At 64.2% G+C, this 12,973-nt stretch carries 15 protein-coding genes; 4 read left to right on the top strand and 11 right to left on the bottom strand.

Going from position 1 to position 12,973, the window contains the following annotated elements:
* Positions 1-435 precede the first annotated feature (435 nt).
* From E4L96_RS19770 to E4L96_RS19800, 7 genes are all read right to left on the bottom strand, one after another.
* Positions 436-780: a hypothetical protein gene (locus E4L96_RS19770; RefSeq protein ID WP_135208932.1), complete on the bottom strand. Its 345-nt coding sequence runs from the start codon at positions 778-780 to the stop codon at positions 436-438.
* On the bottom strand, positions 777-1,220 hold the full coding sequence (locus E4L96_RS19775; protein ID WP_229414633.1) for a hypothetical protein: 444 nt from the start codon (positions 1,218-1,220) through the stop codon (positions 777-779). The genes E4L96_RS19770 and E4L96_RS19775 overlap by 4 nt, the downstream gene beginning before the upstream one ends.
* Before the next feature lie 53 nt (positions 1,221-1,273).
* Positions 1,274-3,589 carry a heavy metal translocating P-type ATPase gene (locus E4L96_RS19780; RefSeq protein ID WP_220433458.1) on the bottom strand — a complete coding sequence of 772 codons (2,316 nt, stop codon included), beginning with the start codon at positions 3,587-3,589 and terminating at the stop codon, positions 1,274-1,276.
* The gene (locus E4L96_RS19785) at positions 3,586-3,879 is read right to left on the bottom strand and encodes a DUF5676 family membrane protein (protein WP_135208933.1); all 294 of its coding nucleotides are present in this window, start codon (positions 3,877-3,879) and stop codon (positions 3,586-3,588) included. Before E4L96_RS19785 ends, E4L96_RS19780 begins: the two co-directional genes overlap by 4 nt.
* Positions 3,863-4,531, bottom strand: coding sequence for a methyltransferase family protein (locus E4L96_RS19790; protein WP_135208934.1), 669 nt, complete (start codon positions 4,529-4,531; stop codon positions 3,863-3,865). Before E4L96_RS19790 ends, E4L96_RS19785 begins: the two co-directional genes overlap by 17 nt.
* Entirely contained in the window at positions 4,528-4,761 is a 234-nt protein-coding gene (locus E4L96_RS19795; protein WP_135208935.1) for a DUF2933 domain-containing protein, read from the bottom strand. Before E4L96_RS19795 ends, E4L96_RS19790 begins: the two co-directional genes overlap by 4 nt.
* Before the next feature lie 120 nt (positions 4,762-4,881).
* Complete coding sequence (locus tag E4L96_RS19800) at positions 4,882-5,256, bottom strand: four-helix bundle copper-binding protein (protein ID WP_135208936.1); 375 nt, start codon at positions 5,254-5,256, stop codon at positions 4,882-4,884.
* Between the two features lie 736 nt (positions 5,257-5,992).
* Here E4L96_RS19800 and E4L96_RS19805 point away from each other — a divergent pair.
* The 4 genes from E4L96_RS19805 (at position 5,993) to E4L96_RS19820 (ending at position 8,027) form a co-directional block, all read left to right on the top strand.
* Positions 5,993-6,364 carry a hypothetical protein gene (locus tag E4L96_RS19805; RefSeq protein WP_135208937.1) on the top strand — a complete coding sequence of 124 codons (372 nt, stop codon included), beginning with the start codon at positions 5,993-5,995 and terminating at the stop codon, positions 6,362-6,364.
* Between the two features lie 123 nt (positions 6,365-6,487).
* Positions 6,488-6,787, top strand: coding sequence for a copper-binding protein (locus tag E4L96_RS19810; protein ID WP_167758751.1), 300 nt, complete (start codon positions 6,488-6,490; stop codon positions 6,785-6,787).
* Positions 6,784-7,143, top strand: a complete 360-nt coding sequence (gene copC, locus E4L96_RS19815; RefSeq protein ID WP_229414635.1) for a copper homeostasis periplasmic binding protein CopC — start codon at positions 6,784-6,786, stop codon at positions 7,141-7,143. Before E4L96_RS19810 ends, copC begins: the two co-directional genes overlap by 4 nt.
* Positions 7,143-8,027 carry a CopD family protein gene (locus tag E4L96_RS19820; RefSeq protein WP_135208939.1) on the top strand — a complete coding sequence of 295 codons (885 nt, stop codon included), beginning with the start codon at positions 7,143-7,145 and terminating at the stop codon, positions 8,025-8,027. The genes copC and E4L96_RS19820 overlap by 1 nt, the downstream gene beginning before the upstream one ends.
* Positions 8,028-8,052: 25 nt before the next feature.
* On the opposite strand, the gene E4L96_RS19825 is transcribed toward E4L96_RS19820, so the two are convergent.
* The 4 genes from E4L96_RS19825 to E4L96_RS24490 are packed head-to-tail and all read right to left on the bottom strand — an operon-like array spanning position 8,053 to position 12,607.
* The gene (locus E4L96_RS19825; RefSeq protein WP_135208940.1) at positions 8,053-8,751 is read right to left on the bottom strand and encodes a DUF305 domain-containing protein; all 699 of its coding nucleotides are present in this window, start codon (positions 8,749-8,751) and stop codon (positions 8,053-8,055) included.
* 45 nt (positions 8,752-8,796) lie between these two features.
* Positions 8,797-9,435, bottom strand: coding sequence for a PEP-CTERM sorting domain-containing protein (locus E4L96_RS19830; RefSeq protein WP_167758752.1), 639 nt, complete (start codon positions 9,433-9,435; stop codon positions 8,797-8,799).
* Between the two features lie 47 nt (positions 9,436-9,482).
* Positions 9,483-10,487 carry a copper resistance protein B gene (locus tag E4L96_RS19835; protein WP_229414636.1) on the bottom strand — a complete coding sequence of 335 codons (1,005 nt, stop codon included), beginning with the start codon at positions 10,485-10,487 and terminating at the stop codon, positions 9,483-9,485.
* Positions 10,484-12,607, bottom strand: coding sequence for a copper resistance system multicopper oxidase (locus E4L96_RS24490; protein WP_135208942.1), 2,124 nt, complete (start codon positions 12,605-12,607; stop codon positions 10,484-10,486). The genes E4L96_RS19835 and E4L96_RS24490 overlap by 4 nt, the downstream gene beginning before the upstream one ends.
* Positions 12,608-12,973 lie beyond the last annotated feature (366 nt).

Here is a 12,973-nt window from a genome sequence, read left to right on the forward strand (position 1 = left end):
GAGCCAAGAGGAAGGCCAGCGGCGCCGCCCGGGGCTCAAGCGGCGCAACGTCGATGGGAGCGATGGACTGCACCAGCGTGGCGGGAATGAATGGCATGACCGGTGGCTGCGCTGACACTTCCGCCGACTGTGAACCTACTTGCCCATGAGCGTGACACAGGCCGGGATTATTGACGTCGTGCTGCGGGCAGCAAGACTTGTGCATGACCTGTGCTTGCGCAGCCGCCTGGGCGAGTGCACGCCCCAGCTCTGGACAGCTGTAGCTGGCCAGGGCAATTTGGGTAAACAGCATGCTCACGAGCGCCACCAGGGCAGTGAGCACGCGGAGGCGGCGTGTGCGATTCATTGGTCGGGCATCACGATACCAGCTTGGCCTTTGTATGTCGAGCAACTAGTCCGGTTCAGTAAGGCGGCTGACAGCGCCGGGCCAGTCTGTCACTTGCAGTTCTCATCCATCATCTTCATACGCTGACGCCTTTGTTCAGCGGACATGCCCTTCATTTCCTTTTTGGCCATTCGGTCCCGTTCAGTCGACGACTTGGTCCCCATCATCTTGCGATGCATCTCGCACATGGCCGTCATGTCCATCATGCTTCCATTGGCCGGTTTGGTACGGTTGTCCGCCCCTGCTTGCGGCGGCGTGGACTCCTGTTTCGGCTGGCCCGCGGCGGCGGCCGTGTCATGCTGATGGTCATGCTGCGCTTCCTGCGCTACCACACCACCGGACGCAAGCACCGCCACCACAGCGGTTGCCACCATAAAGCGAATCGTCGTTTTCATATGCCCTCCTTCGAAAAGTTTATCCCCTCACGCCAGTACAAGACCGTTGCTACGATCCACGGCACCGGCAACCCTAACAACACCCAGCGGAAATCCGATGCGATGGCGAAATTGACCGCGATCATTGGTCCGATCGATGCGATGCCTGACGCAGCAATCGCCACCAATGTCCCCGGCACGCGCCTGCGCATGCTGGTCGCCGCGACAAAACACGTCAGGATGGCGGTGGCGATGATGTAGCCACCGAGTACCGCAAATACTTTGGGCAGCCACCTGCCAAGCCCCGGCATCGCTCCCGAGATGACAGAGGCTTGCACGCCCATATACCGCAAGTCCTCCGGCAGCAGCGCCGGTCGGAACAGCACAAAGTACACGCCGACACCGGCCACGATGGCACCGCCGGACATCAACACTCCCCAGGCCGGCACTTGCAGCTTCACTACACGTTTCCCCCGTCGCGTTCCCGGCACAGCACGGTAATGGCTTGCTGGACTCAAGACCCGCTCCCCTGCCCTGCGCGGCTGCGCCGCAGACGCGACGCGTTGGTGACCACCGACACCGAACTCAGGCTCATGGCGAGGGCGGCGATCATCGGTGACAGCAACTGCCCCGTGAATGGATACAGCAGGCCCGCCGCCAATGGGATGCCAAGCGCGTTATAGAGGAATGCGAAGGCCAGGTTCTGATGCATGTTACGCACTGTCGCCCGCGAAATGTCGCGCGCCCGCGCGATCGCGCGCAAGTCGCCCTTGACCAGGGTGAGGTGGGCGCTGTTGATGGCCACATCGGTCCCGGTTCCCATGGCGATGCCCACATCGGCTTTGGCCAGCGCCGGCGCATCGTTGATGCCGTCCCCCGCCATCGCAACGATCCGCCCCTCGGCCTGGAACCGTTCGACCAGCGCCAGCTTGTCGGCCGGCTTGACCTCCCCGTACACCTCGCTGATTCCGAGCCGCTGGCCGACCGAGCGCGCGGTCGTCACCCCATCGCCGGTCGCCATCACCACCCGCAGTCCGGACTCGCGCAGACGGGTCAGCGCCTCGGCGGTGGTGCCCTTGACGGGATCGGCCACCGCCAACAGCCCGGCCAGCTGTCCCGCACGGGCCAGGTACATCACACTGGCGCCTTCAGCGCGCAACGTTTCGGCCTCGCCCTGCAGCGGCCGCCAATCGACGCCCTCGGCGTCCATCAGGGCGGTATTGCCAAGGGCCAGGGACTGGCCATTCACGAGTCCGCGCACGCCGATACCACTGGCCGACTCGAAGCTGTCCGGCTTGGCCAAGGCGAGACCCCGGCGGCGTGCCTCTTCCACAATCGCGTGGGCCAGGGGATGTTCGCTGCCCTGGTCCAGGCTGGCGGCGAGGGTGAGAACCTCATCTTCAGTGACATTGGCCGCACCGATGACCCGACTGAACGCTGGCCGCCCTTCAGTCAGCGTGCCGGTCTTGTCCACGATGAGCGTGTCCACCGTGCGCAGCGATTCGATGGCCGCCGCGTCCCGGAACAGGACGCCCTGCGTCGCGGCCTGGCCTGTGGCCGCCATCACCGACATTGGCGTGGCCAGCCCGAGCGCGCACGGACAAGCGATGATCAGGACCGCGACCGCGTTCACAAAGCCGTAGTTCCAGCTCGGATCGGGACCCCACAGGCCCCAACCAACCAGAGTCAACAGCGCCACCGCCACGACCACCATCACGAAATAGCCAGCTACCACGTCAGCCAGCCGCTGCATCGGCGCCCGCGAACGCTGGGCCTGAGCCACCATCTGAACGATCTGCGACAGCATGGTGGCGGCGCCAACTTTGTCGGCACGCATGACCAGCGCACCGCTCGTATTCACGGTGGCGCCAATCACTTTGTCGCCGGGCCGTTTGGTGACCGGAACGGGCTCGCCGGTTAGCATCGCTTCATCGACCGCGCTCTCGCCTTCGAGGACTTCGCCATCGACCGGCACCTTCTCGCCCGGCCGCACCCGCAGCACGTCCCCCACCTGCACTTCGGACAGCGCCACATCCGCTTCGCTGCCATCCTGCGCGATGCGCCGGGCCGTCTTGGGAGCCAAGCCCAGTAGTGACTTGATCGCCGCGGAGGTCTCGGCCCGGGCCCGCAGTTCCAGGATCTGTCCCAGCAGCGTCAGTGACACGATCACGGCCGCAGCCTCGAAGTACACGCCAACCTTGCCGTTCATCCGGAAAGCCGGTGGGAACAGCTCCGGCAGGAACGTGGCGAGGACGCTGTACCCATAAGCTGCGGCAGTGCCAATTCCGATCAGCGTCCACATGTTGGGACGCAAATGATGCACCGACTCCCAGCCGCGCCGGAAGAACGGCCAGCCGGACCAGAGCACGACAGGCGTGCCGAGTGCAAATTCGATCAGGTTTTGCCCTGGAACGCCGCCGTTCTCAAGGCGGTGCCCCAGCATGGCCAAGGCCGTAACCAGGACCGTCAGCGGGAGGGTCCACCAGAAACGCCGCCGAAAATCGGCGAGTTCGGGGTTCTCCTGCTCATCCAGCGAGGGGAGCATGGGCTCCAGCGTCATACCGCAAATGGGGCAGTTTCCGGGGGCATTCTGTCGGATCTGCGGGTGCATCGGGCAGGTGTACACCGTCCCGGGCGCGGCGGCCGTCGCCGGGCTCACCTGGTGCGTGGCCTTGGCGTTGGGAGAATCATGCGAGTGATCCCGATGGCCTGCGTGACCATCGGGACGGTGTGCATGGCCACTCGTGTGGCCATGCTCATGGCCGGCATGACCGGCCGCGGCGGGACCGTCATGCGTATCCTGCATGGTGTGTTTGGGGTGTCCACTCATGGATGCCCCGCGCGCCGCGCGCTCAGTCGTTGAGCCGCCAGCCAATGCGCCACCGCCTGAAACACCGCAGCAAACGCGAGCGTCCACAGGAACATCACGGCCGCGGCCAGGCAGAACCCGCGCCAATCGAAGGCGGCATTGGATTTCAGTATGCGGAAGTCCAGCCCGTGAAACAGACTGTTCATGAAGACCAGGAACTGGTCCGGAAACGCCGCGGCCGTGAGTGTGCACAGCGCGTAGAAGAGCACTGCCGTGACGGCCAGTGCGAGGGAATTACGCCACGTGTTCATGGTGAGACTCCTTTTTCGACCAAAAGCGCGGAACAAACGCTGGCGTCTGCCGCGCGTAGCGCTCGTATTCCGCGCCGAATTGAGCCCTTATGGTCTGCTCTTCGCGCCGCGCCAAGCGAGCATAGATGAAGACCAGGATCGGGAACATGACTAAGGTAGCCAAGGTCGGCCATTGCAGGAGGAAGCCGAACATGACCAATACGAAGGCCACGTATTGCGGATGGCGAATCCGGGCGTAAGGCCCTTCTGTGGCCAACTGGCCCGCCCGCTGGGCGCGGAACAGCACAGACCAAGCGGACGCCAGTAGCCAGAAGCCGAGCAGAATCAGGGCATTGCTGGCCAGGTGAAACGGTCCGAAATGCGGATCGATGCGCCACCCAAGCAGGGTCTCCAGGAGGTGGCCTGCATCATGCGAGAGCCAGTCCACGCCAGGGTAGTGACGCGTGAGCCAAGGCATCAACAGGTAGATCGTCAACGGAAAACCATACATTTCGGTGAACAGGGCCAGCACGAAAGCCGAAAACGCCCCCAGGCTGCGCCAGTCCCGCGCCGTCTTCGGCTGGGTGAAGCTGAAGGCGAAGAAGATGAAAAACGCCGAGTTGATCAAAACCAGAGGCCACAGGCCGTAGGCTGGTGCTGAGGTGTGCATCATGGACTCCCGTGCTCGTGTGTGTTGTCAGCGTCCTTCCGATACCCGCCGTGTCCGTGATGGTGAAACAAATGCATGAGTGGACATGCGGCCAGCAAGAGATAGGGCAACACCCCAAGGAGGTGCGCGCGGTGTTCCGCGAACAGGTAGAAAGCCGCGACGGCTAAAAAGGCGATAAGCAGCCAATTCTGCCGCCACGGCGAAGAGACGCCCGGGTGGTGCTGTCTAGACATTTTGGAGTCCTCCTGAATCAACGGGCATGATTCGATGCTAGTTGCGCATCGTCCTATGCCTCCTTGATCCAGGTCAAAAATGCCAGCATCTTCCGATGCTAAGCACGGACTCGCACCGGATCAGTGCGCCGGGCTTACACCGGTCGAGGCTCCGGCCGACCGGCCTTGCCCACCCATCCGGCGGCATTCGTCGGCACAACGGCGGCAGGCAGCGGCGCAATCGCGGCAGTGCTGCATCGGATGCTTTTCGCATTCCTCGGCGCAGGCGTCGCACACATCGGCGCAGGCCGCGCACACAGTCGACGCCAGTTCGCTGCCGCGCCCCATGAATCCGGCTGCCAGGCGGCAAATCGCCGCGCAGTCGATGTCAAGGGCGATACAGCGCGCCATCATGGCGACATCCTGCTCTTGGAGACAGGACGTGGCGCAGTGATCGCAGGCCAGGGCGCAGTCATTGCAGGCTTCGATGCACGAAGCGAATTGTTCATGAGACATGATGAATCCTCCTTCAAATTGGTCATAGCAAAACGTAGGGTGCGCTGCACAGCGCTCAATTTGCTGCGATCGATTTCGGAGGTGCGCGGGGTACGGGCGGGATGAAGTCTTCGAATGCCCCTTCCGGAACCGCGAAGGCGGCAACGCCAAGGTGAATGCTGGCAAGCTGGACAGGTCCGGGCCACAGGACAGGTCCAATTGAGCAACTGGCACAGGCAACGCAATGGCCCGCGGCACACTGACGTGGCTTACAGCAGCTGTGCCCGGCATGTTGGACGGTATGGTTCGCCCCACCTGGCATGGAGAGAGCGGGCCCATCCGCCGACAGCGTGACTCCAGAGGCGCGGCGCGCGTGCTCACAGCCGTGCGTCCTGGCTCCGGCCTGCAATGGCAGAAGCAGAATGAGCAGGTACACAAGCAGCCGTTTTAGCAGGCAAGTCATGAGCGGACGATACCATTCGGCACCCGCTCCGCGCCGCACGATTCCCATGCAAAAGTTCTAACTTTCGACCATAGCGAAACCATCATGAGTCCCCCGACTCAATAAATCCGTATAGCGCCGCCATCGCTGCCATGCCGGCAGCTTTTTTTTCCATGTGCTGAAGCTTTGCCATCTCGTTTTTCTTTTCGGTGTCGAACATCTCCTTCGCACGACGAAGTCGTTCGCGGCCCGTACGCTCGCGCACTGCGGAGCCGTCCGCTGCGACGCTGGAATGCCCATGCTATGATTCCCGCCATGCCTGCTATCCGTGCACTCATCCTGTGGCTGCTGATGCTGACTGTCCCGCTCCAAGGCGTGGCGGCAGCGACGATGCTCGTGTGCGCAGACACGGACCAGACAGTGCTCTCCGTTGCGGGTTCCGCCCAGCACATGCACGCGGACGTGAACGCCGAGGGACACAGCCACACGACAGTTCACGACATCCACCACGGCTCGCACAAATGCGCTGCTTGCGGTGCCTGCTGCCTCGGGGCGATTGCGCCGCCCGTCCATCAGTTGGCGGGGGCTCACGCGGGCAGCGATAGTCCGGCCGCCTCCTCGCTGCCGTTTGTCACCGAAGTCACCCACGCCGTGCCCGAGCGGCCGCCACGCCTGGCCCTTGTTTGATATCGATTTCGTCGGCGGCCTCTTTTGTCGCCAGCATCTCTTTTCATTCAGGAGTCAGCAATGTTTAAATCCCTACTTTTCGCGGGCGCACTTGCGTCTGCGCTCTTGGCCTTTCAACCGGCAATGGCTGCCGATGACCAGGCCAATCCGCACGCGCACCACGGCGCATCCACCCCTGCATCAAATGCCCCTTGGGTCGAAGGCACGGTCAAGGGCGTCGACGCGCATACTGGCACCGTCACGCTCGACCATGGCCGCATCGAGAATATCGACATGGACGCCATGACCATGGCCTACCGCCTGCAGAACGCGGCGCTGGCCAAGGACCTCAAAGTTGGCGACCGCGTCCGTTTCTCGGCCGAGATGGTGGACGATGAGCCGCGCATCACCCGCATCGAGCGCCTCAAGGGCGGTGCCAAATGAAGGTCGTCGCCACGATGGCCCTTTTGCTGACCCTGGCCAGTGCCACGGGCGGGGCTTGGGCGCATGCCGCGCTGCAGTCCGCCAGCCCCGCCGCTTCTGCGGTGCTGGCTAAGGCACCCAAGGAAATCCGTCTGAGCTTCAATGAAGCCGTGGAGGGCCCGTTCAGCAAAATCGCCTTGAGTGACGCGCAACACGCGGCGGTCGCCTTGCCTGCGGTCCAGCTCGATGCGAAGAATCCCAAAGTGATGACTGTGGCGGTGCCGCCCCTGAAGCCGGGTACCTACCAGGTGCAGTGGTCCACCATGACCCGCGACGGGCACAAGACCAAAGGCCAGTACAGCTTCCAGGTGAAGTGATGGAGGGGGCTGCGTTCCCCCAGCTCGCGGCCACCTTCGTGCTCAACCTCGCCTTCGCCATCCTGGCCGGGGCGAGTGTTGTGGCGTGGTGGCTGCGCAGCCATGACTGGGCCGGGCGCCCTGCCCTGCCCGTGCCAGCGCTGGTCGCGGCGGTAGCTGCGGTGGCCTTGACGGCCGACGGAGCCGGCTTCTGGCTGGCTGCGGCGCGCATGGCGGAAGTACCGCTGGGCGAAGCCTGGCCGGCGGTGCGCTCCATGGCCGCGGACACCCATTTCGGCCGAGTCTGGGTGCTCGGGATGGGCGCGCTCGCGGTGGTGCTGGCCTCGGCGAGCCTGCCGGTCCGCGCCGGGGGCGGGCTGCGGCTGGCTGCCCTGCTCGTGTTCGCCGTCAGCCGCAGCCTGGGTGGGCACGCTGCCGCCGAGGGCGATCTGAGCCTGGCCCTGGGCGTCGATGTGCTGCACTTCATCCTCATCGGCCTGTGGCTCGGCGAGGTGGCGATGGCTCTGCTGCTGCTGCGTGGTCCGGCCCAGCGGGAGGCGATGGCGTTTGTGGAGCACGTGTCCAGCACGGCCACCTCGGTGCTGGTGGGCATCTTCGCGACCGGGGCCCTCAACACCTGGCGCATGGTGGCCCCGCTCGCGGGCACCCTGGGCAGCCCGTACGTGACGGTGCTCTTGCTGAAGGTCGGACTGGTTCTGCTCGCAGCGGCACTGGGCGGCATCAACCGCTTCGTGGTCATGCCGCAGATGCGGACGCCCGCCATCGCCTTCGGCGTTTCGCGCGGCCGGTTCCGAACGGTGCTGGGCATCGAATCGGTGGTGCTGGCGGCTGCCTTGGCAGCCGCCGCAGTGCTGAGTTCAACCCAGCCGCCGCACGCCGGTTGAGCGGCTGCGGCGGCAAGCGCAGGGATCAGAAGTCCTGGTCCTTGCGCCGGTCGCCCGTCTCGGGCAGGAAGTCGCAGTCGGAGAACTGCTTGCACAGCATCTCGCGCATATCGTTGATGCCGTTCTTCTGGGATGTCACGATATCGTCGCAGTAGCGGCGCAGCGAGTCATGGCTGAGGTCACTCTTGACCTGGCAGTGCAGGCTTGGGGCCAGCGCGCTCAGGTGGTGATTGCTGAAGGTGCGCAGGAACACCTCATCGAAACGGGCTCCGGATGGGGTCCCCTCCAGCATCGCGATCATGCGGCTGCCTTCAGCTGTCAGCTTCGGTTCGTGTGTCAGGCCATACCAGTCGCGCAGCATGCGCTGGGCACGGCCGATCTCTTCGCGCTGGGTGCGGTTGGCCTGGCGCGACATCGAACGGATCTGCTCCGAGCTGGCCTTCGGCGGCGTGCTGTTGATGCCCGGGGTCGGCGAGGTGCCCTCCGCCGGGTTCACCACCGGCGCGTCGCGTGTCGGGTCCGTGCCTGCCGCCAGTTCGGTCATGCGCAGAGCGGAATAATGGTGGTCGATGATGAAGACGAGATAGCCTTTCTCCCATGTGCCAGTGGGGCCACGGCCGGGTCCATCCGCCCAGGCTCCCACAGCAGTCAGCGACAGGGTCACCCCAAGAAGTGCGGCGCCAGCGCGCGATTTGAAAGCGCTTGCACGGTTCATTGTTGTCATGATGTGTTTCCTTTCGTATTCAAGTGACGAGTCAGATGCAATCGGTCAGGCGCGGCGGCGCGTCAGCAACAGTCCCATGCCGAGGCCCACGCTCAGCATGGCCCAGCTGGCCGGCTCGGGCACCGCAAGGAGCACATCGCTGGTAGTCGCCCAGTACACATTGGCTTCGGTGTCGTGGGTGCTCAGGCTCACCTGTTTCAGTCCGCTGGTGGCAAGGAACCCGATGAATGAGTTGGCTTCGGGATGCTCCAGCGTGTAAGTGAGCGAGCCATCCGCATCGACCGCGGTCAGCACGAGGGGCCCCGGATCGACGACATTGCCGAAGACATCGGTCCCGAAAAAGCCGCCGCCGAAGCCGCGCACAGGGGCAGTAAATCCGGTGAAGGTCAGCGCATCGCTGGCGACCGTCGGCGTCAGCCACGTCCCGCCGCTGGCCGGGCGCATTGCGTACAGCCCGTCCGTGCTGGCCTCGGTGCTGACGGTGTAACCGACAGCACCAGTGGCACGAGTCAACGGGCTGTCCAGGAACCCCGGCTCCAGGTCCATGAAGGTGTCGCTTGCCGTTGCCCCGACTGCAGCCAGAAAGGCCGTGCGGTCGGTGTACACCGTGATGTCCGCATGCGCCATCGGGACGCTGAGCAGCAGCACCGCACCCACTGTGGTACAGCCTATTCGCTTCTTCATTTTGTTCTCCTCTGAGTTAGAAAACCATGCACGGCAGTTCGGTGCTGCTAGTACCAGAGCCGCACGCCAAACCGCAATGCGGTAGCCGAGGTCTGCCTGCCCTCGCTCTGTGCCAAGTCGGCTGTCTGGTGAAACCGGCGCGTCCATTCCAGCCCAAGGTAGGGCGCGAACTGGCGGGTGACTTCGTACCTGAGCGTGAGAGCCGCCGACGTATCGGACAGCCCCGCGCCAAGGCCGCGCTCACGGTCCGCACGCGAATACATGTTCGCAGCGAGCTCCGGCTCCAGGATCAGACGCGGCGTGAACAGCAACTCGTACTTCACGTTGAAGCGCGCTGCCAGACTGCCGGCACGGCCCACGTACGCGGTCGCCTCGGTTTCGAAGCGGTAGGGAGCGAGCCCCTGGATGCCTGCCGCCAGCCAGTCCCGTGCAGGCCCTCCGCCGGTGTCGTGGCGTGCCCCGAGCTGGGTACTCCAGAAGGCCGCTACATTCCGGTTCCACAGCAGCTCCGTGCGGGCGCTGTCCAGCCGCCCGCCGCGCCGTTCTGCGTCCAGCTTGAACCAGACCTTGTCGATATCGCCGCCGTACCAGGCTTCGGATTCGGTCCGCGCGCTTGTTGCGTGCCGGTCGCGGGACCATTCGAGCCGGTCGACAAGAATGCGCCCGAACAGCATGTCGTCGGCCATCTCCATTCCGCCGAGATGAGATCGTTGCGTCCCCTCCGAGTAGTCGGGTGCGCGTGCGTTGGCCGGTGGCTGGCCACCCTGCATCGGGCCCATGGTCATGCCGGGCATCGAATCCATCTGCATGCCCGGCATCGAATGCTTCTGCATGTCCGGCATCGAGTCCTTCTTCGTGTCTGGCATGGAGTCCTTCTGCATGCCCGACATCGAATCCATCTTCATGCCCGGCACCGAATCCATCTGCTTGCCTGGAGTCGAACCCATCGGCATCCCGGGCATCGGTTGGCTGGTTTGCTGGCTCCAGGCGGGCACCGGACTGGCGGCGGCACAGAGCAGCACGCCAAGGGAGAGTTGGTCGCGAAATTTCATGAGACGATCACCTCCCGGAACATGCCCGCTTCCATGTGATAGAGCAAATGACAGTGATAGGCCCAGTGCCCCAGGGCGTCCGCAGTCACGCGGTACGCGATGCGCTGTGCTGGCTGAACATTGAAGGTGTGCTTGCGCACCAGGAAGTCGCCCTCCGGGCTCTCCAGCTCGCCCCACATCCCGTGCAGGTGGATGGGATGGTTCATCATCGTGTCATTCACCAGGACGATGCGCAGCCGCTCGCCGTGGCGGAAATGCACTGGCTTTGATTCGGAGAACTTCTGGCCGTCAAAGGACCAGACGAAGCGCTCCATGTTGCCTGTCAGGTGCAGTTCGATGTCCCGCGATGGTGCGCGCCGGTCAATGCTGCCGCCCACCGTCCGCAGGTCAGCGTAGGTGAGCACGCGGCGTCCGTTCCCGCGCAGGTTGATGCCGGGGTCGTCGAGATTGGTGCGGGGCATGTCCACATGCATGTCCACGTTGGGGGTATATTCCGTTCGGGCATGCCGCGCTGAACCGACAGGAGCGCCGCGCTCCCAGCGCAACTGGGGCGGCGCGGCCCCGGCGGAGGCTCCCATCGCCATTCCTGGCATGGTGCCCGGCGCGGCGGTCTGGCTGGGTGGCTTCTGGTTGTGGTTCGTCTTGTTCGGGTCCATCGCCGTGTGACCCATCTGGCCGTGGCTCATCTGCATCTGGCTATGGTCCATTTGGCTCGGTTTCATTTGGCTCTGGTCCATTTGACTGTGGTCCATCTGGCTGTGGTCCATCTGGCTGTGGTCCATCTGGCTGTGGTCCACCTGGCTGTGGTCCATTTGGCTGTGGTCCATCGGATTCGGGTTCATCCGGCTCTGGTCCATTCGACTATGGTCCATCTGGCTGTGGTCCATCGGACTGTGCTCGCCGCTGTCCGCTCCTGCGGGGCCCGGCCCCGTTCTGTGCATCGCGCCATGCCCATTTCCGCCCATGGCCATCGCCCCCATCATGTCGACCATCTCCAGCCACTGAGGCGGGTCCACAGCCGGCACTGGCGCCTGCATACCGGCCCGCGGCGCCAGGGTCCCCCGCACAAAGCCTGTGCGGTCGATGGACTGGGCAAACACGGTGTACGCTTGATCATCGGGCTCGACAATGACGTCATAGGTTTCCGCAACGGAGATCCTGAATTCATCGACCGTCACCGGCTCGACGTCCTGGCCATCCGCCGCCACCACGTTCAACTTGAGCCCGGGAATGCGCACGTCGAAGATCGTCGTGGCCGAGCCGTTGATGAAGCGCAGCCGCACCCGCTCGCCTGGACGGAACAGGCCGGTCCAGTTGCGGGCGGCGATCTGGCCGTTGATCAAGTAGTGCAGCGATGCGGTGACATTGCGGCTTGCCGTCACGTCGCTGAAGTCCGTGGGCATCATCCGCATGCGGTTCCACATCTTGCGCTTGTCGAGTGCCGCGGCCCAGCCCATGCTGCGCACATCGCGGACCAGGTCGCCCAGGGTGGGCTGATTGGCGTTGAAGAAGTCACTCATCTTCTTCAGGTCGGCGAAGATGCGCTCGGGTACGCCGTCCGTCCAGTCTGAAAGCATGACCACGTAGTCGCGGTCGGCCGGGATCCGCTCGCCACTCTTTGGAGCGATGACGATGGCCCCGTAGAGCCCGGTTTGTTCCTGGAACCGCGAATGGCTGTGGTACCAGTAGGTTCCACTCTGCTTCACCGGAAAGCGGTAAGTGAAGGTTTGTCCGGGCGCGATGCCCGGAAAGCTGAGTCCAGGCACGCCATCCATGTCGGCCGGAACAAGCACTCCGTGCCAATGAATGGACGAAGGCGTGTCCAGGAGATTGGTCACGTGCAGGGTGACCAGGTCGCCCTCGGTCCACATGAGGGTGGGAGCGGGAACGCGCCCGTTGACCGCGGTTGCAACGCGCTGAGCGCCGGTGACATTGACGCCAGTGGCACCTATCGTCAAATGAAATGCCTTGCCGCTGAGGACGTCCGAGTCGCCAGTCAGCTGAGCCAACGCGCGGGCCGGCAGCCCGCCGCTCGCGATGGTGCCGAATGCCGCGAGCCCCTTGAGCACACGGCGGCGCAACTGGCTCGGCAAGCCAGGCGCCAAACGAGAAGTAAGCATGAGTGATCCATTGAACATGAGCCCAGTTCGAGCTCGTCAGTCGCTATCCAGCCCGGGACGGGCCAGCCCTGAAAATGTCAATGGGGGAGTACTCTGGGCGGAGGATCGGGGAGCGGAGGGATAAAGCTATGGATAGCGAGGTCGGGCGCGCTGACCAGCTGGCTCGGGATGCGGACTGCCGCGATCAAGGCGGGCCCGCGCTGCGTCACCCACGTCCCGGCGCAGGACGCCGCACAGCCACAGGACACCTTTTTTTTGCCTTTGCAACAGCACTTGTGCCGAGCGCTGGCGTCGGAAACCGTGAGCGACATCAGCGTGGGAGCACCGTGTCCGCCGACTGGCCGGCTGTGGCGATGCAGAGACTGA

This window comes from Zemynaea arenosa, from assembly GCF_004614185.1.
GTDB lineage: Bacteria > Pseudomonadota > Gammaproteobacteria > Burkholderiales > Burkholderiaceae_D > Telluria > Telluria arenosa.